The 21,465-nt window shown below is 68.5% G+C and carries 23 protein-coding genes; 8 read left to right on the top strand and 15 right to left on the bottom strand.

The window, feature by feature from the left end; all coding sequences use genetic code 11:
* Nucleotide 1 precedes the first annotated feature (1 nt).
* Nucleotides 2-130 (bottom strand): hypothetical protein, encoded by a 129-nt coding sequence (locus G361_RS51480; protein ID WP_255359829.1) that lies wholly within the window; start codon nt 128-130, stop codon nt 2-4.
* A 158-nt stretch (nt 131-288) separates the two neighbouring features.
* Here G361_RS51480 and glyA point away from each other — a divergent pair, with 158 nt between their 5' ends.
* Nucleotides 289-1,584 (top strand): serine hydroxymethyltransferase, encoded by a 1,296-nt coding sequence (gene glyA / locus G361_RS0122475; protein ID WP_019929372.1) that lies wholly within the window; start codon nt 289-291, stop codon nt 1,582-1,584.
* A 106-nt stretch (nt 1,585-1,690) separates the two neighbouring features.
* On the opposite strand, the gene G361_RS0122470 is transcribed toward glyA, so the two are convergent.
* Nucleotides 1,691-2,656 (bottom strand): LLM class F420-dependent oxidoreductase, encoded by a 966-nt coding sequence (locus G361_RS0122470; RefSeq protein ID WP_019929371.1) that lies wholly within the window; start codon nt 2,654-2,656, stop codon nt 1,691-1,693.
* 162 nt (nt 2,657-2,818) lie between these two features.
* Here G361_RS0122470 and G361_RS0122465 point away from each other — a divergent pair, with 162 nt between their 5' ends.
* The gene (locus G361_RS0122465; protein WP_026343371.1) at nt 2,819-4,225 is read left to right on the top strand and encodes a class II fumarate hydratase; all 1,407 of its coding nucleotides are present in this window, start codon (nt 2,819-2,821) and stop codon (nt 4,223-4,225) included.
* A gap of 30 nt (nt 4,226-4,255) precedes the next feature.
* Here the strand turns inward: G361_RS0122465 and G361_RS0122460 are convergent, their stop codons facing one another.
* The 5 genes from G361_RS0122460 to G361_RS0122440 form a co-directional block, all read right to left on the bottom strand.
* Nucleotides 4,256-5,137 carry an immunity 49 family protein gene (locus tag G361_RS0122460; protein ID WP_019929369.1) on the bottom strand — a complete coding sequence of 294 codons (882 nt, stop codon included), beginning with the start codon at nt 5,135-5,137 and terminating at the stop codon, nt 4,256-4,258.
* 5 nt (nt 5,138-5,142) lie between these two features.
* On the bottom strand, nt 5,143-6,405 hold the full coding sequence (locus G361_RS0122455) for a hypothetical protein (RefSeq protein WP_019929368.1): 1,263 nt from the start codon (nt 6,403-6,405) through the stop codon (nt 5,143-5,145).
* On the bottom strand, nt 6,387-6,806 hold the full coding sequence (locus G361_RS0122450; RefSeq protein WP_155981549.1) for a hypothetical protein: 420 nt from the start codon (nt 6,804-6,806) through the stop codon (nt 6,387-6,389). Before G361_RS0122450 ends, G361_RS0122455 begins: the two co-directional genes overlap by 19 nt.
* Before the next feature lie 33 nt (nt 6,807-6,839).
* Nucleotides 6,840-7,289 (bottom strand): hypothetical protein, encoded by a 450-nt coding sequence (locus tag G361_RS0122445; RefSeq protein WP_196814529.1) that lies wholly within the window; start codon nt 7,287-7,289, stop codon nt 6,840-6,842.
* A 131-nt stretch (nt 7,290-7,420) separates the two neighbouring features.
* Complete coding sequence (locus G361_RS0122440; protein ID WP_026343370.1) at nt 7,421-8,602, bottom strand: FAD-dependent monooxygenase; 1,182 nt, start codon at nt 8,600-8,602, stop codon at nt 7,421-7,423.
* Between the two features lie 93 nt (nt 8,603-8,695).
* Here G361_RS0122440 and G361_RS0122435 point away from each other — a divergent pair, with 93 nt between their 5' ends.
* Nucleotides 8,696-9,439 (top strand): TetR/AcrR family transcriptional regulator C-terminal domain-containing protein, encoded by a 744-nt coding sequence (locus G361_RS0122435; RefSeq protein WP_019929364.1) that lies wholly within the window; start codon nt 8,696-8,698, stop codon nt 9,437-9,439.
* Here the strand turns inward: G361_RS0122435 and G361_RS0122430 are convergent.
* The 3 genes from G361_RS0122430 to G361_RS0122420 all read right to left on the bottom strand — a co-directional run bounded on the left by G361_RS0122430 (nt 9,436) and on the right by G361_RS0122420 (nt 12,472).
* Entirely contained in the window at nt 9,436-10,293 is an 858-nt protein-coding gene (locus tag G361_RS0122430; protein WP_036494217.1) for an acyl-ACP desaturase, read from the bottom strand. The two genes, G361_RS0122435 and G361_RS0122430, sit on opposite strands and share 4 nt — an antisense overlap.
* A 211-nt stretch (nt 10,294-10,504) precedes the next feature.
* Nucleotides 10,505-11,815 (bottom strand): PhoH family protein, encoded by a 1,311-nt coding sequence (locus G361_RS0122425; RefSeq protein WP_019929362.1) that lies wholly within the window; start codon nt 11,813-11,815, stop codon nt 10,505-10,507.
* Nucleotides 11,816-12,082: 267 nt separating this feature from the next.
* A complete protein-coding gene (locus G361_RS0122420) occupies nt 12,083-12,472 on the bottom strand; it encodes a DUF488 domain-containing protein (protein ID WP_019929361.1) in 390 nt (129 codons plus the stop codon).
* 69 nt (nt 12,473-12,541) lie between these two features.
* Here G361_RS0122420 and G361_RS0122415 point away from each other — a divergent pair, with 69 nt between their 5' ends.
* The gene (locus G361_RS0122415; protein ID WP_019929360.1) at nt 12,542-12,814 is read left to right on the top strand and encodes a hypothetical protein; all 273 of its coding nucleotides are present in this window, start codon (nt 12,542-12,544) and stop codon (nt 12,812-12,814) included.
* Between the two features lie 14 nt (nt 12,815-12,828).
* Here the strand turns inward: G361_RS0122415 and glpX are convergent, their stop codons facing one another.
* Nucleotides 12,829-13,872 (bottom strand): class II fructose-bisphosphatase, encoded by a 1,044-nt coding sequence (glpX, locus tag G361_RS0122410; RefSeq protein WP_019929359.1) that lies wholly within the window; start codon nt 13,870-13,872, stop codon nt 12,829-12,831.
* Between the two features lie 155 nt (nt 13,873-14,027).
* On the opposite strand from glpX, the gene G361_RS0122405 reads away from it, so the two are divergent.
* Nucleotides 14,028-14,597 (top strand): DUF4245 domain-containing protein, encoded by a 570-nt coding sequence (locus tag G361_RS0122405; protein WP_019929358.1) that lies wholly within the window; start codon nt 14,028-14,030, stop codon nt 14,595-14,597.
* Nucleotides 14,598-14,602: 5 nt separating this feature from the next.
* Here G361_RS0122405 and G361_RS44480 read toward each other — a convergent pair whose 3' ends face one another.
* On the bottom strand, nt 14,603-15,994 hold the full coding sequence (locus tag G361_RS44480) for an MFS transporter (protein WP_196814528.1): 1,392 nt from the start codon (nt 15,992-15,994) through the stop codon (nt 14,603-14,605).
* A 77-nt stretch (nt 15,995-16,071) separates the two neighbouring features.
* Between G361_RS44480 and G361_RS0122395 the strand changes: the two genes are divergently transcribed.
* Nucleotides 16,072-16,974, top strand: a complete 903-nt coding sequence (locus G361_RS0122395) for a LysR family transcriptional regulator (RefSeq protein WP_019929356.1) — start codon at nt 16,072-16,074, stop codon at nt 16,972-16,974.
* Nucleotides 16,975-17,105: 131 nt separating this feature from the next.
* Entirely contained in the window at nt 17,106-17,993 is an 888-nt protein-coding gene (locus G361_RS0122390; protein ID WP_196814527.1) for a phosphotransferase enzyme family protein, read from the top strand.
* 14 nt (nt 17,994-18,007) lie between these two features.
* Here G361_RS0122390 and G361_RS0122385 read toward each other — a convergent pair whose 3' ends face one another.
* From G361_RS0122385 to G361_RS0122375, 3 genes are read right to left on the bottom strand one after another with little or no spacing between them, the layout of a single operon-like run.
* Complete coding sequence (locus G361_RS0122385) at nt 18,008-18,235, bottom strand: exodeoxyribonuclease VII small subunit (RefSeq protein ID WP_019929354.1); 228 nt, start codon at nt 18,233-18,235, stop codon at nt 18,008-18,010.
* On the bottom strand, nt 18,222-19,547 hold the full coding sequence (xseA, locus tag G361_RS0122380; RefSeq protein WP_019929353.1) for an exodeoxyribonuclease VII large subunit: 1,326 nt from the start codon (nt 19,545-19,547) through the stop codon (nt 18,222-18,224). The genes G361_RS0122385 and xseA overlap by 14 nt, the downstream gene beginning before the upstream one ends.
* Entirely contained in the window at nt 19,544-20,197 is a 654-nt protein-coding gene (locus tag G361_RS0122375; RefSeq protein WP_019929352.1) for a lipid droplet-associated protein, read from the bottom strand. The genes xseA and G361_RS0122375 overlap by 4 nt, the downstream gene beginning before the upstream one ends.
* Before the next feature lie 138 nt (nt 20,198-20,335).
* Here G361_RS0122375 and G361_RS0122370 point away from each other — a divergent pair, with 138 nt between their 5' ends.
* Entirely contained in the window at nt 20,336-21,340 is a 1,005-nt protein-coding gene (locus G361_RS0122370; protein ID WP_026343366.1) for a 4-hydroxy-3-methylbut-2-enyl diphosphate reductase, read from the top strand.
* Nucleotides 21,341-21,465 lie beyond the last annotated feature (125 nt).

The raw sequence follows: 21,465 nt of genomic DNA, 5'->3' as shown, positions 1-21,465 counted from the left end.
GTCAGAACGTGGTCCAGGTGTTGCAGGACGGGCTGCCGCTGGCGGAGATGCTGCAGGCCGAGGCCAGCAGGGCCAGGATGGTGTCGAGGAAGGTCCCGGTGGTTGCGATGGGCGCCGCGGAGAAGAGCATTGGTACCTCTGTGAACTCATGATGTGAAGCCCACCCGGCCGCTGCCGGATGCGACATGCGCGCGCGGCGTACGTTACGGCATTCCGGGCGGCTCGGCAGCCCTGGAAGCTGGGGTATCCCGCACCGGAAGGCTCCGGTCGGACACCTAGACTGTCCTGGTGACCCAGACGACCGCTTCTGTCAATACCCAGTCGCTCGCCGACCTGGACCCCGAGCTCGCGACCGCGATGGCCGGCGAATTGGCCCGCGAACGCGACACGCTCGAGATGATCGCCTCGGAGAATTTCGTACCGCGCGCGGTGTTGCAGGCGCAGGGCAGCGTACTGACCAACAAGTACGCCGAGGGATATCCGGGTCGCCGCTACTACGGTGGGTGTGAGCACGTCGACGTCGTCGAGGATCTGGCCCGCAACCGGGTCAAGGAGCTGTTCGGGGCCGAATTCGCCAATGTGCAGCCGCATTCCGGCGCGCAGGCCAACGCGGCCGTGCTGATGGCGCTGATGAATCCGGGCGACCGGCTGCTCGGCCTGGACCTCGCGCACGGCGGTCACCTCACCCACGGTATGCGGCTGAACTTCTCCGGCAAGTTGTACGAGGTGCACGCGTACGGGGTCAGCAAGGAAGACCACCGCATCGATATGGACGAGGTGCGCAAGCAGGCCAAGGACGCGCGGCCCACGGTGATCGTGGCCGGCTGGTCGGCCTATCCGCGGCATCTGGATTTCGCGGCGTTCCGGGAGATCGCCGACGAGGTCGGCGCCTACCTCTGGGTCGATATGGCGCATTTCGCGGGCCTGGTCGCCGCCGGTCTGCACCCGTCGCCGGTCGCGCACGCGGATGTGGTGTCGTCCACTGTGCACAAGACCCTCGGCGGCCCGCGTTCGGGGCTGATCCTGGCCAAGCAGGAGTTCGCGAAGAAGCTGAACAGCGCGGTGTTCCCGGGTCAGCAGGGCGGGCCGCTGATGCATGTGATCGCCGCCAAGGCCGCGGCGTTCAAGATCGCCGGTACCGACGAGTTCAAGCAGCGCCAGGAGCGCACGCTGTCCGGTGCGAAGCTGCTGGCCGAGCGGCTGACCGCCGCCGATGTGCAGACCAAGGGCATCGCCGTGCTCACCGGCGGCACCGACGTGCACCTGGTGCTGGTGGATCTGCGGAATTCGGCGCTGGACGGCCAGCAGGGCGAGGATCTGCTGCACGAGATCGGCATCACCGTGAACCGCAACGCCGTGCCGTTCGACCCGCGGCCGCCGATGGTCACCTCCGGCCTGCGGATCGGCACTGCGGCGCTGGCCACCCGAGGCTTCGGTGACACCGAATTCGCCGAGGTCGCCGACATCATCGCCACCGCGCTCACCGGCGCGGCCGATGCCGAGTCGCTGCGCGCGCGGGTGTCGAAACTGGCCCGCGACTTCCCGCTGTACGAGGGCCTGGAGGAGTGGCGCCTGCTCGGCTGAGCGCATCCGAACGGATCGAGCCCCTCGCGCCGGTGCGGCGCGAGGGGCTCTGTCGTTTCGCGGACCACTTGTGGACCAGCGGTGCAGGCTGGACCAGCGGTGCAGATTACTTGTGGACCAGCGGTCCGAGCGCCTTGCCGGCCAGTTCGAGGATGCCCTCCTCGTGCCCGTTGGCGATCATGTTGCAGATGACGCCGTCGACGCCCTGATCGAGGATCCGGCGCTGGATCTGCTCGGCGACGTCGTCCGGATCGCCGACGAAGATCCGATCGGCCGGGACGGGTGCGCCGACCAGCGCAGTCTGCCGATCCAGCATGTCCTGCTTCAGTTTGTGCGCCCGGTCACCGTCGGCGTCGATGATCGTGAAGGCCAGGTAGCTGGTCTCCAGGGTCTTCGGATCGCGGCCGATCTCCGCGCAGCGCTGGTGCAGCGCGTCGATCTTCTGCGGCAGTTCGCCGGCGTTGCAGATGATGTTGAGATGGTCGGCGTAGCGCGCGGCCAGGGCGAAGGTCTTCTTCTCGCCGCTGCCGCCGAGCATGATCGGCAGATCGTCGCGGATGCGCGGCTCGTTGATGGCCTCCACGGTGTGGTACCACTTGCCGTTCACCGTGGGCCGCTGCCCGTGCAACATCGGCGCGATGATCTGCAGCGCCTCGTCGAGTCGCTGGAACCGATCCGTGAAGGTGCCGAATTCGTAGCCGAACGAGTTGTGCTCCAACTCGAACCAGCCCGCGCCGATACCCAGCACCGCGCGACCGCCGCTGACCATGTCCAGGGTGGTGACGGTCTTGGCCAGCATGGCCGGATTGCGGTAGGTGTTGCCGGTGACCAGCGTCGACAGCTGGATGCGCGAGGTGGCGGTGGCCAGCGCGCCGAGCGCGGTGTACGCCTCGAGCATCGGCTCGTCGGGCGTGCCCATCGTCGGCAGCTGGTAGAAGTGGTCCATCACCAGGGCGGCGTCGAAACCGGCCGCCTCCGCGGCCTGCGCCTGGGCGATGACCTGAGGGAACAGCTCGCGTGGCGAGGCAGCGTGGCTGAAATAGGGCATCTGATACCCGAGACGAATGCTCATGGCCGCCAAACTACCGCTCGGCGGTCACGGTCCGGCAGTGACAAACCGGCCCTGGTAAAGGCCCGGTCAGGCGCGTATAACCCGATATTCCCGGCGCTGCTGTGCGAATCCACTCACGCGTGGCAGCCCATTTTCCCCGATGCCGCGCATAGTGTCGGAATCATGAGCGAAGACCAGACTCAGTACCGAATCGAGCGGGACACGATGGGAGAAGTGCGGGTCCCGGCGGCCGCGTTGTGGCGCGCGCAGACTCAGCGTGCGGTGGAGAATTTCCCGATCAGCGGCCGCGGTCTGGAACGCGCGCAGATCCGCGCGCTGGGCCTGCTGAAAGCCGCGTGCGCCACGGTGAATCGGGATCTGGGCCTGCTGGACGCCACGAAGGCCGATGCCATCGCCGCCGCGGCGGGCGAGATCGCGGCGGGCCGGCACGACGACCAGTTCCCGATCGACGTGTTCCAGACCGGTTCCGGTACCAGCTCGAATATGAACGCCAACGAGGTGATCGCGTCCCTGGCCGCCCGCGCCGGCGTGACCGTGCACCCCAACGACGACGTCAACATGTCGCAGTCGTCCAACGACACCTTCCCGACCGCGACCCACCTCGCCGCGACCGAGGCGGTGGTGAAGGACCTCATCCCGTCCCTGGACCATCTGCGACTTCGATTGCTGGACAAGGCAACCGAGTGGCGCACGGTCGTGAAGTCCGGCCGCACCCACCTGATGGACGCGGTCCCGGTGACCCTCGGCCAGGAGTTCGGCGGCTACACCCACCAGATCGAGGCCGGCATCGAGCGCCTGGCCGCGACCCTGCCCCGGGTCGGCGAACTCGCGATCGGCGGCACCGCGGTCGGCACCGGCCTGAACGCCCCCGACGGCTTCGGCGGACAGGTCGCCGCGGAACTGCGCCGCGTCACCGGCCTGGACCAATTGTCCGAGGCCCGAAACCATTTCGAGGCCCAGGCGGCCCGCGACGGCCTGGTGGAATTGTCCGGCGCCCTGCGCACGGTCGCGATCAGCCTCACCAAGATCGCCAACGACATCCGCTGGATGGGCTCCGGCCCCCTCACCGGCCTCGGCGAACTCCACCTGCCCGACCTCCAGCCCGGCTCCTCGATCATGCCCGGCAAGGTGAATCCCGTTCTCCCGGAAGCGGTTACCCAGGTAGCGGCCCAGGTGATCGGCAACGACGCGGCCATCGCCTGGGGCGGCGGCAACGGCGCCTTCGAACTCAACGTCTACATCCCGATGATGGCCCGCAACATCCTGGAGTCGATCCGCCTGCTGGCCAACGTCTCCCGCCTGTTCGCCGACCGCTGCATCACGGGCCTCACCGCGGACATCGACCACCTCCGCCACCTCGCCGAATCCTCACCCTCCATCGTCACCCCCCTGAACTCGGCCATCGGCTACGAGGAGGCCGCGGCGGTCGCGAAGGAAGCACTGAAGGAGCACAAGACGATCCGTCGGACCGTGATCGACCGCGGACTGATCGGGGACAAGCTGTCGGAAGCGGAACTGGACCGGCGGCTGGATGTGCTGTCGATGGCGAAAGTTCAGGACGGGCAATAGTTTTCGATCGCGGTCCCGCCACCTCCGGATCTAGGTGGAGGTGGCGGTGAGTTCGGCCACCCAGTCGGGGTTCTCGATGAAATGTTTAGGTATGTAGTCGGATTCGACGGTGACGGGCAGGCCGAGGTCATGGGCCCAGCAGGCGAGGGCCAGCAGTGGTACCGAAACGAATCCACTGGGATCGGTCCGTGCTCGAGCGGTGTCGTAGAACGTCCGGTATTCGATCAAGGCATCCGCGAGAGCCTGATCGAATCGCTCACCGTCGCCTGCTGCGAGGGCGTCGAAGACGTCCATCGGAGGCCGCAGTAGGTGGTCGGTCCTGTATTGGCCCTCGGGTCCGCTGACGTCTTCGTTCGTAGCGAGGCTGTTCACCCGCCCTGTTTGTTCGCGCAGACCGGCCAGCCAGGCATCCTGCAGAATCGATACCCACTGATAGGTGAATTCACTGCTCCAACTGCCGTCGCCGGTGTTGCGCAAGCGGTCGACCGGGAACCGGGAGAGAAGCGTCGAGGCGTCGTCGTCGCGGGCGATGCGGGACCACCAGAACGCCTCTCGCCAGCTCCCTTGGGTAGCAGCGTGATTCCGCTTCGCGGGAATGGTCAGTTCCGTATCGAGCACTCGCAGTGACACTGTCGCGGCCTGTCCGGCGAACCCGACGTCGGTGACCTGGAACATGCCGACGGCGAGCTGCTCGTTCCGCAGCGCGGCCTCTTGCGTCGACCGGCTCAGCCCCTGCGGATCGGCCAGCGACTGCACCGACAACAACGAGTTCGCTGTCCCGCAGGCGAATACGAACTTGTCCGGCATCGTTTCCAGCAACGGCAGCAACCTGGCGAGATGTTCACTGTATTCGGCGGCGCGGCCTTCGAAGAGCGAGAGATCGATCGAGTGGCGGGGCACATCCACGGTCATGATGCCTATCTTGTCAGGTCGAACTGCTCGCTCCGATACCCGTCGTATCGTTGATCGGTGACCCCGTCCCTCTGCTCTTCGGCGACCATGGCACGTACCAGGATGTATTCGATATCCGAATCGGGGGTGGTCGAGAGCCGGAATCCGAGGTCTCTTTCGATTGCGGACGTACTATTGGTGAGTGCGAGCACGATGCTGTCATAATAGCAGCGCGAACCTTGTTTGCAATTCTCGTTCTGTGCACCCTTGCGGGACCCCAACGCGGAATTCGGACTCTTCGCCTCGAGGATGAGTATCTTCTTCGCCCCGGTTGCCTTGTCGGTTATCTCGTAGACCCCGTCGAATGTCCCGGACTTGTCGTTCGCCGGATCGGTGAGCGAAGGACTCCGGTCGTACCGGGCTACCGGGTAGGCGGTGTCCAGGAACTGCTGACCGGCGTACAGCCCGACCTGCTCGCCCGCCTTCGTCTGTGCGGTGTAGACCGCGTCGAGCGCGGCGGCGGTCTGCGGGCTGACCGCACCGGTGGCCGCGATTTCCCGGTGCTCCTGTGCTTCCCATGTGTTCACCATCATGGTGGCCATCGAACGGGCCGACATCTGCTCGGCGACACCCACCCATTGCGGAAGGGAGGCGTTCTGCCGATCGCGGCTACCGGACACGAATTGCGGCGGAATTGCTGTATCGGGGACCGGGAAATACTGAGTCGGGTCGGCAGCGTCCTGGCGGAGGACCGGAACGGGTTTGCCGTTGAGGTCGACCTCGTTGGGATTGCGCCGGCGCTTTTCGCCGTTGGGACCGGCGTTGTCGTAGTACCGGTAGACGTAGGTCGGATCCTTCGCCTTGTCGGCGAGCGAGGCATTGACCGTCTCACTCTTGCTCGGTGGGCCGCGCGGGCCTTTCGAAACGGGGACCGGTTTACCGGGAGCGGTCGCACGAGTGGCCGCCTGTGCCTGCTGAATCGCGGTGACACAGCTCGCGCGTTCCTGCTCGAGCGTTGCCTTCTCGTCGTTGAGCTGCTTGCTGACGTTGTTGAACGACGTCACCACACCGGCATCGGTGTGGTCGATACCCGCTTCCTGACTGTTGTGCGCCTCGGCCGCGTCATTGTGCGCGAGGGCCCGCTGCGGCAAGGTCGCGCACGCCGGGTCGATCGGCGGTGGTGCGGGCGCCTGCGCCTGGACGGCGGTACCGGCACCCAGCACCGCCGCGACCACGAGTGCGACCAGAAAAGCCGAGAAGCGGACGAGATTCAGCCTGCCAGAAGCCATTTCCCGCCCTCCCTGACGAGAACGAAAGTACTGGTGATCTCGGTGAGGTCCGGATAGAGCCGGGTCACATCAGCATTGGCCAGATCGCCGTCGATCAAATAGTTGCTGACATAGAGGATCTCGCCTTGATCGCTGCGATCGTTCTTCTCCGGCAACAGCCCGTTCGCCTGAGCGAGATGAAAGCGCGCCCGCATCTCCGCGCTGTGCAGATCGATCACCGCGGCGGGCCGCTCCGCATCCAGCACCGTGCGCAGCACATGCTCGATCTCCGCCTCGCTCCGCGCCTCCCGCTCAGCGGGCGACATGCGGTGCCCGCCCAGCACCAAGGCGATGCCGATACCCGCGACGACCACCACCACGAGCGCCGCCGCGATCAGCACCAGCGCGCGGCGGGACCGCAACCAGCCAGGAATTCTCATGCCCGCTCACCCGCATCACTTCGTCGGTGGCGGGGTCACGGCCGGCATGCCCAGGTCGGGGCAGTACTTCCAGGTGCCGTTCTCTTTCCGGAAGGTGACCGGACCGCTGGCGTCGCCGCCGGTGTCGGACTTGCCGACCGCCTCGGCGGTCGCCTTGTCGCCGGTGATCTGGACCTTCTGCAGCTTGGTCAGCGTCCCGCGCGGCTTGGCGGCGGAGAAACCGGTGCTCAGTTCGGCGGGAATGCTGCTGAAGATCTCCGCGAACTGCGCGCAGTACTGCCCGGACGCGTCGCGCGGGGTCTTCGCGTTCATCACCGCGCGCAGGTTCGATTCCATCTGACTCTGGTCCGGACTCGCGCTGACCACATCATCGCTGCCACCGCAGCCGGCGATCACGGTGACCGCGGCCAGCATCGTGAGCGCCCCGGCCGTACGTGAGCATGACTGTCCAGTAAACGATTTCATCGCACTTCTCCCCGTGGACATCCCCAGTCCCTCCCGTCCGTCACTGTAGAACATCCCCGCCCCGGACGCGAGTGAAAATCGAACAGCGCACGGCCGCAGCACATCTCGCTGTCAGGGGTGTGGACAGTCGCTCAGGCGGTCACGAGCGCCGGGTAGTCCCGGAGTTCGATGTCGTTCTTGGCGCGGTCGGTGTACTTCGACATGAGGTCCATGCCGCGGGAGCCGAGGAACCAGTTCCGGAAGCGCAGGCCGAGTGCGGTTTCGGGGGCCAGGAACGGGCCGGGGTTCGAGCCGCCGGCGAGTTTCGTGTAGCGCTTCATGATTTCCTGGTAGCGCGGAAAGGCGATCGTGTGATCGCCTGCGGCGGTGCGGAGTTCGCCGGCCAGGACGTAGGCGCCGACCACCGCGAGACCGGTGCCGAAGCCGCCGAGGGTGATGCCGTAGGCCGCGTCGCCGAGCAGGGCGATGCGGCCGCTGGTGTAGTCGCGCATCGTCACCTTGCTCAGCGAGTCGAGGTAGAAACCGTCCAGGTGGGGCAGTTCGGCGAGCATGCGGGGGACCTCGCCGCCCATGTCGGCGAATCGGTCCGCGATCAGGCGGCGCTGGGCGTCGATGTCGTCGCGGGCGTAGTCGAGTTCGGGGGACGTGAACATGTACATCTGGGCGGCTTTCGAACCGCCGGAGGTGGCCAGGCGGCCGGGGGTGTTCCAGCCGTGCGCCACCGCGCGCTCGCGGGGGCCGTCGGCCGGCGTCTCCCACGGTGTGGCGCCGGCGATCGCGTAGTAGTAGCCCTTGTGGGCGACGAAGTCCGATTCGGGGCCGAAGGCCAGCCGCCGCACCCGGGAGTGGATGCCGTCGCAGCCGATCACCAGGTCGAAGCGGCGCGCCTCGGCGTGTGCGAATTCGACGTGCACACCGCCGGCGGTCTCGGTGAGGGCGGTGACGGTGTCGCCGAAGAGGTATTCGCAACCACCGGCCGTGCGCCGGTACAGGATGCCGGACAGGTCGCCGCGCAGGATCTCGATATCGCCGCCGGTGAAATCGCCTGAGATCAACGCCTTTCGGCGGCCGGCCTCGTCGAACAGGATCGTGTCGGTCTTACCGGTCTGCCGACGCCGGATGTCGTCGAGGATGCCCATCCGCGCCAGCACGATGCGGTGCGTCTCACCGGTGAAGTCGACGGCCTGGCCGCCGCGGCGCAGCTCCGGCGCCTTCTCGACGACGGTGACCGTATAGCCGTACCGCGCCAGACAGAGGGCCAGCGACGGACCGGCGATGCTGGCGCCGGAGATCAGGACGGTGGTGTTGCGCATGACGGTTCCTCCCATTACTGCGTCCACGGGACGCTGTTCGATGAGATAAGCGTACGATGGACGCAGTTTCCTCGTCAAGCATCGTTCGGAAGGATGGAGGGTATGCCGTCACCCACCGCCCTGGACCTGTTGTGGGGCACCCGCGACCGCCCCCGCCGGGGGCCGAAACCGTCGCTGACCCTGGAACGTATCGTCGGCGAGGCCATCGCCCTCGCCGATGCGGAGGGCCTGGCCAATCTGTCCATGCAGCGGCTGGCCGAACGGCTGGGTTGCGCGAAGATGGCCCTCTACCGGTACCTACCCGGCAAGTCCGAACTGACCGCGCTGATGCTGGATTTCGGCATGGGTGCGGCTCCCGGCCTCGTGGATTCGGAAGTCGTTGTGGCCGAAGATGTTCCGGCAGAGCCGCCGTGGCGGCGGCAGTTGCGCGACTGGACCGTCGCGGTCCACCGCGGCATGCTGACGCATCCCTGGATGCACGAGCTGGTGGTCGGCGTACGACCGTTGGGGCCCAACGAGATCGGCTGGTTCGAGGCGGGACTGACCCCGCTGGCCGAGACCGGTCTCAGCGGTCCGGAGCGCCTGGATGCCATCGCGTTGCTGGCGGGCCATGCGCGTGCGCTCGCACAGCAGGCGGCGGGCGGGCCCGGGTTGGAGAGCGAGATGGCCCGGCAGCTGGCGGCGACGTTGTCCGCGCGCGCGGACCGCTATCCGCACACCCTCGCCGCCTTCGCCGAGCCGGGAGGCCCGGGTGCCCGCGACAATGCCCTGAATTTCGGCATCGATCGCATCCTCGACGGCCTCGCCGCGCTGATGGCAACCCGGGCCGGCGACTAACGCGCCAGGACCGCGATCTCGGCCCGGGCCTTCTCGCCCTCCTCGCCGAAATCGTTGCGGGACAGTATGTTCCAACGTTCCAGCAGCGGTGCGAAGACCAGTTCCGCGGCGCGGGCCGGATCGTAGATGCCCGCCTCGGCGAGCACCTCGGTGCTGTTGCGGCCGTCGGGCAGGGTGAGTTCGGGCACCCGGTAGCCCGCGATCCGGTCGGCGACGGCGCGCATGGTCTGATCCGGGACCAGGTCGAAGGCGGCGGCGACCAGGTCGGCGAAGAAGACGGCCTGCAACTCGTCGTCGGCGGCCAGTCGTTCGGCGATCGCGGTGACCAGCGGGTTCTCCCCGAGCGCGGCGATGTTGCGATGCCGCACCGCGGCGGCCGCCTCCTCCAGGGCGGCCTCGGCCAGCACGTCGATCAGATGCAGTGGCGGGCGCCGGAAGCCGTTGGTCATGTGCTCCATGCGCGACCGTTCCAGCTGCACCGGGTCGACCGCGCGGGTCACCATCAGGTAGTTGCGCAGCAGGATCTCGTGCCGGTTCTCCTCGGCGGTCCAGCGGCCGACCCAGCGCCACCACGGCCCGGTCCGCAGATATTTCCCGATTTCGCGGTGGTAGGAGGGCAGGTTGTCGGCGATCAGGACGCTCACCGTCAGGGCCAGCTTCGCGGTCTCGCCGAGCTGCGACTGCGCCGGATCCCAGTCGACGCCACCGAGGAATTCGAAGTTGCGCCCGTCGTCCCACGGCACGAAATCGTGGGGCTGCCACTCGTCGGCGGCCGCGATGTGCCGCTGGAGGTTCGCTTCCACCTCCGGCGCCAGCGATTCCAGCAGCTCACGGTCGGTCAAAAAACTTTGCACGCGGCAAATTTACCCATCGGACGCCGATTTCGGGCGTCCTGGTCGATTGTCCACGGCAAGGACACAGCGATCCCACAGAAATGCGCACCACCAGCGGGATCTCGTCCCACCGGGAACGGCCGGGAGGCGGCGGCGCCGGAGCCGAGAGGCACCGGCGCCGCCACTTCACCAGCGACAGCCGTGGGTCCGCGCGGAGATCACCTGCGCGGGATCAGGCGTGCGGGCCGTACTCCTCCAGCATCTCGGTGACCAGCGCCGCGATCGGCGACCGCTCGCTGCGGGTCAGGGTGATGTGCGCGAACAGCGGGTGGCCCTTGAGTTTCTCGATCACCGCCGCCACGCCGTCGTGCCGGCCGACCCGCAGGTTGTCCCGCTGGGCGACGTCGTGGGTGAGCACCACCCGCGAACCGCTGCCCAGCCGGCTCAGCACCGTGAGCAGCACGTTCCGCTCCAGCGACTGCGCCTCGTCGACGATCACGAAGGAATCGTGCAGCGACCGGCCGCGAATGTGGGTCAGCGGCAGCACCTCCAGCATCCCGCGGGAGAGCACCTCCTCCATCACCTCCGGGCTGGCCAGCCCGTCGAGGGTGTCGAAGACCGCCTGCGCCCAGGGGCCCATCTTCTCGCTCTCGCTACCCGGCAGATAGCCCAGCTCCTGGCCGCCGACCGCGTACAGCGGGCGGAAGACGACCACCTTGCGCTGGGTGCGGCGTTCCAGCACCGCTTCCAGGCCGGCGGTCAGCGCGAGCGCCGATTTGCCGGTGCCCGCCTTACCGCCGAGTGAGACGATGCCCACACTCTCGTCGAGCAGCAGATCCAGGGCGATGCGCTGTTCGGCGGACCGGCCGTGCAGCCCGAACGCCTCCCGATCGCCGCGGACCAACTGCACCCGCTTGTCCGGGGTGATCCGGGCCAGCGCACTGCCGTTCGCGGACAGCAGCCGAATTCCCGTGTGGCAGGGCAGATCCCGGGCCTCGTCCAGATCGACGACGGACTCCGCGTAGAGCCGGTCCACACATTCGGAGCTGACATCGACCTCGGTCATACCGGTCCAGCCCGAGACGATCACATCCTGCGCGTGGTACTCGTCGGCGTCCAGCCCGACCGCGCCCGCCTTCACCCGCAACGGAATGTCCTTGGACACCAGGACCACCCGATTACCCTCGGCTTTCAGATTCAGCGCGCAGGCCAGAATCCGGGAATCGTTGGTATCGGTGCGGAATCCCACCGGCAACACCTCGGGATCGGTGTGGTTCAGCTCCACTCGCAGCGTGCCGCGCTCCGTGCCGACCGGCACGTCCTGATCCAGCCGGCCGTGTTCCAGCCGTAGATCGTCCAGCATGCGCAGGGCTTCGCGAGCGAACCAACCGAGTTCGTGGTGATGGCGTTTTGCCTCCAATTCGCTGATCACTACCAGCGGAAGGACCACCTGGTTCTCGCCGAAACGAGTTACTGCCCAGGGATCCGACAGCAATACGGAAGTGTCGATCACGAAGGTTTTGACGGAGCGTGCATCAGTCACGGTGGGCTCCTTCGTTGCCCGTGCTTCACTTGCACGGACTACTCTCGCTGGACCGGTCGGCCTGCGGGTCGATCGAGAAGATCAATCGCCCCAGGGGCCGGGTGCCGGCCCCCTCGCGCTGAGTTGCTCAGTCACGATCAGGACCTCCCGTACGAGCCACACCGCCGCGGCCCGCACAAACGACGTTACTGCGATTTCGCCGCCAAGGTGAGAGTGATCTCGTTCGGCACGGTGAACATCCCGTAAATGTCCAGCTCGCGGCGACCCTCAGCGGTCGAGTTGCTCCAGCAGAACCGGGATGTGACTGTGCGCGGTGTCCTTCACCGCGGTCACCAATGTCACCGCACCCTCGTTCGCGAGCTCGCGCAACCGCGTCAGAGCCCGCTGCTGCTGTTCACCGCCGAGTTCGTCGCGGTATCGGCGCTCGAACTCCCGCTGCCGATGTTCCGGATCGCCGTGCAGCCAGCGGCGCAGTTCGGTGGAGGGTGTGACGTCCCTGGCCCATTCGTCCACGTGCGCCTGCTGTTTGCTGACTCCCCGCGGCCACAGCCGGTCCACCAGGATCCGGGTGCCGTCGGCCGGATCGGGCGCCTCGTAGATCCGGGTCACCCGGAACCCGTGCTGCCCTGCCCCGTGGCCGGGCGGCTGCTGTGCCATCTCCCCATGGCAGCACGAACGGACGGGTGACGCGAGCCTCGAATCGGTCACAGCGGATAGAGTGCCCTCATGGCGGATGTTCGGGAACTGGATCAACTGTCGTCGAAGGAACTCCACGACCGGGCGGTGAAATACGCCGTCACGCACGGTGACGTGAAATTCCTGTGGGGTTTGCTGGAGCAGATTCCGGCGGCCGAGGCGGCGGCCGGGAATCTCGCCGAGAGCGAATCCGACATCAAGTACATCCTGCCGATGCTCGACGATTACGTCCACGCCGGCGAGGGCTCGGTGGCCGATGCGCTGCGGCCGTTGTACATCGAGTACCTGGCCGAGCGCACCTAGCCACCGCAAACCCGTCAGGGCATCGGCGGCGCCGCGTGGTCGTCGCCGGTGAAGTCGACCGAGGCGTATTCGCGCAGCTTGGTCAGCCGGTGGTAGGCGTCGATCATGCGGACCGTGCCGGACTTCGAGCGCATCACGATCGACTGTGTCGACGCGCCGCCGGAGAAGTACCGCACGCCGCGCAGCAGATCACCGTCGGTGACGCCGGTCGCGCAGAAGAACACGTTCTCACCGGAGACCAGATCCTGGGTGTCGAGGACGCGATCCAGGTCGTAGCCGGCGTCGATGGCCCGCTGCCGTTCCGCCTCGTCCTTCGGGGCGAGTTTGGCCTGCAGCGCGCCGCCCATACAGCGCATCGCGGCGGCGGCGATGATGCCCTCCGGGGTGCCGCCGATGCCGATCAGCACATCGGTGCCGGAATCCGGGCGGGCGGCGGCGATCGCACCGGCCACATCGCCGTCGGAGATCAGGCGGATGCGGGCGCCCGCGTCGCGCACCTCCTGGATCAGCCCGGCGTGCCGGGGTCGGTCCAGGATGCACACCGTGAGCGCGGAGATCCGGGTGCTCTTGGCCTTCGCCACCCGGCGCAGGTTCTCCGCGACCGGCGCCGCGATATCGATCACGTCCGCGGCCTCCGGGCCGACGGCGATCTTCTCCATGTAGAACACGGCCGACGGATCGAACATGGCGCCGCGCTCGGCCACGGCCAGCACGGAGATCGCGCCCGGGGAACCCTTCGACATCAGGGTCGTGCCGTCGATCGGGTCGACCGCGAAATCGACCTCGGGCCCGGTGCCGTCGCCGACCGCCTCGCCGTTGTACAGCATGGGCGCCTCGTCCTTCTCGCCCTCACCGATCACGACGATGCCCTGCATGGAGACGGTGGCCACGAGCTGGCGCATCGCGTCCACGGCGGCGCCGTCGCCCCCCTCCTTGTCGCCCCGGCCGACCCACCGGCCCGCGGCCATGGCGCCTGCCTCGGTCACCCGGACCAGCTCGAGGGCGAGGTTGCGGTCCGGGGCCTCGCGGCGGCTGGATGCGGGGGTGGATGCCGTCATGGCGTTCCTCCTAGGTTGTCCTTCGCTGACCGAATTGTCGCAGAGTGCCTTCGGCGGTTGATCACCTGCTCAGGTCCCGGGACCCGGCGGAAGGGTTGTGCGCGCGTGCGGGAGGGGTGTGCGGCCGCCGCGGCGACAGCGTGGATACTGGGGCTGTGTCCTACCAGAAACCCCGCACTCAGCACGACTACCGGGACCTGGTCTGGTCGCTGATCCCGCTGGTGCTGATCTGCGTGGTGTTCGCGGCCGTGGCCAGTCAGTGCAGCTTCTCGACGCACGGCCCGACCGCCGGCAACGTCCCGTCCTTCGACGTGAACGATGCTCTGAAGTCGGATGCGCACACCCTGTCGTTCCCGGTGCGCAATCCGGCGCTGCCCGCGGGCTGGAAGTCGAATTCCGGCAGTCGCGACACCGTCGCGGGGGCCGGCGGGGGCGAGGTGAGCACGGTGGGATTCATCACACCGCAGGGCACCTACATGCAGCTCACCCAGTCGAACGCGACATCGGATGTGCTGGCCGGCCATGTCGAGGGCGCCCGGCGGCCCAGCGGTACCCAGCAATTGGGCGACCGCACCTGGGCGGTCTACCACCAGCAGGGCAGCGAGCCGGCCTGGGTCACCGACTTCGGCACGGTCCGGGTGCTGATCAAGGGCGCCGGGGACAGCGCCGCGTTCACCACGCTGGCCAACGCCGTCGATGCGGCGCAACCACTTCCGGCGAAGTAGCGCGGTTATTCGCGCCGCGGCGTGCCGCGCACGGCCGCGGCGGCCAGCGCCGCGGTGAGCAGCATGGAGACCCCCGCCACCGCGAAGGCGTGATGTAGTCCGGCGATGCTCAGGCCGGAACCCCCATAGGCGAGCGCGCCGAGGACCGCGACCCCCAGCACCTGCCCGACCTGCCGCAGCGCGTTGTGCACCGCGGACGCCATCCCGGTGCGATGTTGCTGCACCGCCGCGACCGCCGTCGCGGTCATCGGGGTCAGCGACAGCCCGATGCCGAAGCCGCCGAGGGCCAGTATCCACCAGATCGAGCCGAGGCCCGTATCCCGTTGCAGCCGTAGCAGTCCCAGCACCGCGCCGCCGCCGAGCAGCAGGCCCGCCACCATCGGCGGCCGGGGACCGAACCGGCCGACCAGTCGTCCCGAGATCGGCGCCGCCAGGGCGAAGGCCACCCCGATCGCGCAAACGTCGAAACCGGCCCGGATCGCCGAATGTCCTTGCAGCTGTTGAAAATACGCGCTCAGATAGACCACCAGGCCGATGAAGGCGAAGAACACCACCAGACCCGCCAGATTCGCCGCGGCGAAGGCCGGATTGCGGAACAACCCGATGTCGACCAGCGGTTCGGCCCGTCCTCGTTCCCAGGCCAGGAATGCCACCGCGGTGACCACCGTGACGGCGAACGCCCCCAGCGCCGGCGCGGAACCCCAGCCGTACTGCTGACCCTCGATCAGCCCGAAGGCCAGCGAGCCGATCGCCACCGTCGTCAACGGCGCTGCGGCCCAGTCGAAGCCGTGTTCCGCCGCGGCGTGCGGCAGGCGCGGCACCGCCAGCGCGGCGGCCGCGACCACCACCGCGGCCAGCGGCACATTGAGCAGCAACACCCAGCGCCAGCCGAATTCGGCGACCACCACACCGCCGACCACCGGGCCGACCGCCATCCCCAGACCCGAACTGGTCGACCACAATCCGATCGCCACCGCGCGCTCTCGCTCGTCGTGGAAGGTGGCCCGCACGATCGCGAGGCTGCTCGGTACCAGCAGCGCCGGGCCGAGACCCTGGATCACCCTGCCCGCCAACAGGATCGGGACGGTGGGCGCCAGTCCGGCGAGCAGTGCGCCGGCCCCGAACAGGGTCACGCCGAGCAGGAACGCACCCTTGCGGCCGTAGCGGTCGCCGAGGCCGCCGCCGGCGACCATGAGGCTGGCGTACACCAGCACGTAGGCGTTGACGATCCACTCCGAGGTGGTCGGGCCGCTGTGCAGTTCGTGCCCGATGGTCGGCAGCGCGACGCCGACCGCCGTACTGGACAGCACGGCCAGGAACTGCCCGCCGGTCACCGCCGCCAGCGTGAGCCGGTCGGCGGCGTGCGCGCGGGTGTCCGCGATAGCTACAGATGTCACAACGGGACGGTAGGGCCGGTGAGTCATGTCGTCCATGACCAAAAGTGCTATGAACCGATGCCTCTAGAGTTATGAATATGGATCTGCTGCAATTGCGCTACTTCCGCACCGTCGCCCGCACCGAACACCTCGGCCGGGCCGCGGAGCAGTTGCGGGTCGCACAGCCCTCGCTGAGCCGGACCATCGCCCGGCTGGAGGCCGATCTCGGCGTGCCGCTGTTCGACCGGCAGGGCCGCGGGATCCGGCTCAACCGCTTCGGCGCCGCTTTCCTGGCGCGGGTCGACCGGGCGCTCGGCGAACTCGACGACGCCCGCACCGAATTGGCCGATCTGGCCGGCAGCGGCTGCGGCTCGGTGGTGGTCGCCGCCGAGAATCTGGCCGTGCTGCGGACCGTGCTCGGCAGCTATCTGACCGCGTATCCCGGTGTGGCCGTGCGATTGTCGCAGTGTTCACCGGAGGAGACGGCGACCCGGTTGCAGGCGGGCACGGTGGATCTCGCGGTGTTGTCCCAGCATCTGGATCGGCCCGGGGTGGCGGGCCGGGATCTGATCACCGAGGAGGTGCTGCTCGCGGTGCCGCCCGGACATCGGCTCGCGCGGCGGCGGCGAGTCCCGGTGTCGGAGTTGATCTCCGAGCCGTTCGTCACCACCGGACCGGACTACTGGCCGCGCGCGCTGCTGGACCGGCTGTTCGCTCCGACCGGTCACCGGCCCGTGATCGCTTGTGAGGGAGACGATCCGGCGTCCCTGCGCGGGCTGGTCGCGCTCGGACTCGGAGTCGGGCTGCTGCCCGCGATGGCCCGGCCGTCCCTCGGACCGCGGGTGGTCTGGCTGCACGTCGACGCGCCGGACTGTAGCCGCACGTTATCGCTGTACTGGCGGGAGGGCGCCTATCTTCCGTTGTCGGCCCAGCGTTTCCGGGATCTGGCGACCGAGCGCTTCGCCGCGATCGAGGACGGTCGCGCTGCCGCTGGGTTGTGAGGCCGCCGGGTCGCGGCGCCGGCCGGGATCCTTCCCGCCGGTGCCGATCGGTCCCGAAACGAGTAACAGCAATCTCGAGGCAATCTGACCGAGTGGCTGTGGGGTGGTCGGGCGAAAGATACTCTCTGCGAGTGAATCGTGGGGAGTTCGGTTGGTTGGAGGTGCTGCTCGGGCGCCGGATCGTCGGTGCGGCGCCGACGGAATCCGGGTTTCGCAGTCGCACCGATCTGCTGGCGCTCGCGGACGGGCGCCGGGTCGTATTGCGTCGGCACTATCGGCGAGCGGATGTCCGGCGACACGAATGGCTCGCCGCCGCGCTGCGGGCGCGGGCCGCCGGCGAGGGCATCGCGATGCCCCGTATCACCAGGTCGAGCCCCGAAGCGGATCCGACCTGGGCCGTGTTCGAGGCGCTGCCCGGAGTACCCGTCACCGACGAACTGGACAGTCCGCGATTCCCGGTGCTCGCGTGGGAAATGGGCGCGATGCTGTCCGATTTCGCCGAATTGCCGTGCGATGACCTGAATCTCGACGAAACGTGGACCCGGCCGCGATTCCTCGCGGCCCGCGCCGACGCCTGGGCGGAATGCCTGCTGCCCACCCTGGGTCCCGCCGAGTACGGCGAATTACAGGCGGTCCTGGGCGATCTGCCGGACCTGTTCGAGGGCCGCCCGACCGTGCTGGCGCACGGGGATTTCGTGCCCGGCAACATCCTGGCCGACGGCGAACGAGTCGGCGGCGTACTGGATTTCGACGAGGTGCGGCGAGCCGACCCGCTGTACGACATCGCCTGGTGGGCCTGGTCGGTGAGTTTCGCGCAGGCCGACTCCTTCGCCGCCGCCTGGCCCGCCTTCCTCGACGGCGCGGGTATCGACCCGTCGGAACCCGCTCTGCTGCCGCGTATTCGGGCATTGCAGGTCGTGCGGATGGTGGAGATGCTCGCGGAACACGACCTCGGCCCGGACCCGTGGCGGATCGTCCACAGCCGGTTGTTGCGAACCCTGAGCTGGGTCGCGGCCTGACGAGTGCCGCAACCTCATTCGTTGTCGGTGTCGCGGCGGGTGAGCGCATCCTCCACGCGGCGGCGGGCCCCGGCGAGGTGTTCCTCGCAGCGGTTGGCCAGGGCCTCGCCGCGTTCCCACAGCGCCAGCGCGTCGTCGAGGTCCATGCCGCCCTGTTCCAGCATCTTCACCACGCTGACCAGTTCGTCGCGGGCGCGTTCGTAGCCGAAGCCGGCGATTTCGGCGAGATCACTGTCGGTCATCGGACGGCTCCTTCGATCGGTCGGTGGGGGCGAGCAGTTGCCCGCCGAGGGTGGCGGCGGTCACCGCGCCGTCGGCGACCCGGATGCGCAGCTGGCTGCCGGGGGGAGCGTCGGCGACGACGTGGATCACGTGCCGTTCCTGGCCCGAAACTCGTTGTACCACAGCGTATCCGCGAGCGAGAGTAGCGGCGGGGCCGACCGCCGTGAGCTTCTCGCGCAGATGGCGGGTGGTCGTCGACTCGGCGGCGAGGGCATGGTCGATCGCCCGGCGGGTCGCCGCGCGCAGCCGTTCGGCCTCGTCGTAGCGCTGATCCAGCATCCGCAGCGGATCGGCGAGCACCGGCCGCGACCGCAGTTGCTGCAGGGCCCGCGACTCGCGCGACACCCAGCCGCGCAGCGCCGCCGCCGAACGGTCCCGCAGATCCTGGACCAGTGCCAGCTCGGCCGCCGCATCGGGGACGATGCGCTTGGCCGCGTCGGTGGGGGTCGCCGCGCGCAGATCGGCCACGTAGTCGGACAACGGGTTGTCCGGTTCGTGCCCGATCGCGCTGACGATCGGGGTGGTCGCGGAAACGATGGCGCGGCACAGGGTTTCGTCGGAGAACGGCAGCAGATCCTCGACGCTGCCGCCGCCGCGGGCCAGCACGATCACGTCCACGTGCGGGTCGCGATCCAGCTCCGCCAGCGCGTCCAGGATCTGCTGCACCGCGGTCGGGCCCTGGACGGCGGTGTTGCGCACCTCGAATCGCACCGCGGGCCAGCGCTGCCGGGCCACGGTCAGCACATCTCGTTCCGCGGCGCTCGCGCGGCCGGTGATCAGCCCGATCGTCCCCGGCAGGAACGGGATCGGCCGCTTCAGACGGGGATCGAACAGTCCCTCGGCCGCCAGCAGCGCCTTCAGCCGCTCGATGCGCGCGAGCAGTTCCCCGATACCGACGGGCCGAATCTCGGTGACGCGCAACGAGATCGTGCCGCGGCCGGTGAAATAGCCGAATTTCCCGTACACCACGACCCGGGTGCCCTCCTGCAGCGGCACCGCCGACCGCCGCAGCAGATCCGCCTCGCAGCTGACCGACAGGGACATGTCCGCCGCCGGATCGCGCAACACCAGGAACGCGGTGCGCGCGCCGGGCCGCAGCGAGATCTGGGTGATCTGTCCCTCGACCCAGACGCTGCCGAGCCGGTCGATCCACTGGGCGACCTTGATCGCGAGGGAACGTACCGGCCACGGATTGTCCGCCGAATTGGGCGGCCGACCGGTATCGGCGGGCCGCTGTCCCGCGCCGCCCGCCGGGGCATCGGTATCGGTCACTGCGCCGTCACGGTGGCGATCCGGTTGGTCAGCATGGTCACGAACGGCGCGCGATCCAGCGTGCGCTGCTCGTAGTCCAGCAGTGCCGCCAGCTCCTCGACGTCCAGCATGCGCAACCGGGCCCGCAACTGGGCCAGCGTCATGATGTCGTAGTCGTAGCGCGCGACGACCTCGGGTGCGTCCGCTCGCGGCCCGGCCGCGGTGACCGACGCGCTGCCGTCGGCGCCGCGGGGTTCCGGATCGAGGGATGCGCCGGGAGTGTCGTCGGCCGCGTCACCATTCGTGTCGGCGGCGCTCCGGCCGGTCTCGAAGTCCGGGTCGGCCTCGGACTCGGGATCTGCCGAATAGAGGTCGAAACGACTGCGACGGACAGGTTCGGCCGTGGTGACGGCGCTGTCGTCTCCGGCATCCTCGTCGAAGGTGGCCCATTCCGGCTGCTCGGCGCCGTTGACGCTGAGACGCTCGAAAACGGTGTCACCCTTGAGGGCCAGGGTGGTGACGAACTGCTGCGCGCGCATCGTCGTCTGCAACACCCGGCTGACGGCGGTGATCGGCAAACTCAGTGCCACGCTTGGTAATCGGCGGGTTTCCTCGAGGGCGTAGACAGCGGCCCCCGCAGCGACCCGGGCGATGAACGGCGGTCGGAACATGCCCTAAGGCTAACCGCGCCGCGGTCGGCCGACGACATCGCAGCGGGCCGCGACACTGTACCTTGCCACGCCCGACCACGGGGAATGCGTTCGCGACCGGGCCGAGTGTGTTCCGTGGTGCGCACGTAAGCTGTGGGCATGTCCTCGGCAATCCCCTTGAACGTCGGAATCACCCGCTCGGCGGGTTCGACCTCGGTCGGCTCCGCGAAGCGGGTCCTGCTCGCCGAGCCGCGCGGATACTGCGCGGGCGTCGACCGCGCGGTGGAGACGGTGGAGCGCGCGCTCGAGAAGCACGGCGCACCCATCTACGTGCGCAAGGAGATCGTGCACAACCGCCACGTCGTGGAGACGCTGCGCGACCGCGGCGTCGTCTTCGTCGACGACACCGGCGAGGTGCCGGAGGGCGCGGTCGTGGTGTTCTCCGCGCACGGTGTCTCGCCGGCGGTGCACGAGGCGGCGGCGGTCCGCAATCTGCACACCATCGACGCCACCTGTCCGCTGGTCACCAAGGTGCACCAGGAGGCGAAGCGGTTCGCCCGCGACGATTTCGACATCCTGCTCATCGGCCACGAGGGTCACGAGGAGGTGGAGGGCACCGCGGGTGAGGCGCCCGATCACGTCCAGCTGGTCGACGGTCCGGATGCCGTGGCGAATGTCACCGTCCGCGACGAGAACAAGGTGATCTGGCTGTCGCAGACCACACTCTCGGTCGACGAGACCATGGAGACCGTGCAGCGGTTGCGCGAGCGCTTCCCGAAGCTGCAGGACCCGCCCAGCGACGACATCTGCTACGCCACCCAGAACCGGCAGATCGCGGTGAAGGCGATGGCTCCCGAATGCGATCTGGTGATCGTGGTCGGCTCGCGCAACTCCTCCAACTCCAAGCGCCTGGTCGAGGTCGCGCTCGGCGCCGGCGCCGGGGCCGCTCATCTGGTCGACTTCGCTCGCGAGGTGGATCCGGCCTGGTTCGAGGGAGTGCGCTCGGTCGGCGTCACCTCCGGCGCCTCGGTGCCGGAGATCCTGGTCCGCGGGGTTCTGGATCTGCTCGCCGAGCACGGTTACGCCGACGTGCAGCCGGTCACCACCGCCAACGAGACCCTGGTGTTCGCCCTGCCGCGGGAACTGCGCGCCGCACGCAACTGACGTTCCCCACGGCCCGTAACGCCCGGAGGTTGCCGGTCGATCAGTCGGGTGTGGGGATGGGGCAGGGAAAGTCGGTGAGCCGGCGCGGGCAGGCGTCGCAGCGGGTGGACGTTCGCGCGTCCGGA

The organism is Nocardia sp. BMG111209, assembly GCF_000381925.1.
Lineage (GTDB): Bacteria > Actinomycetota > Actinomycetes > Mycobacteriales > Mycobacteriaceae > Nocardia.
Note: the sequence above shows the minus strand (reverse complement) of the source record. Positions and strands in the feature narration are given on the sequence as shown.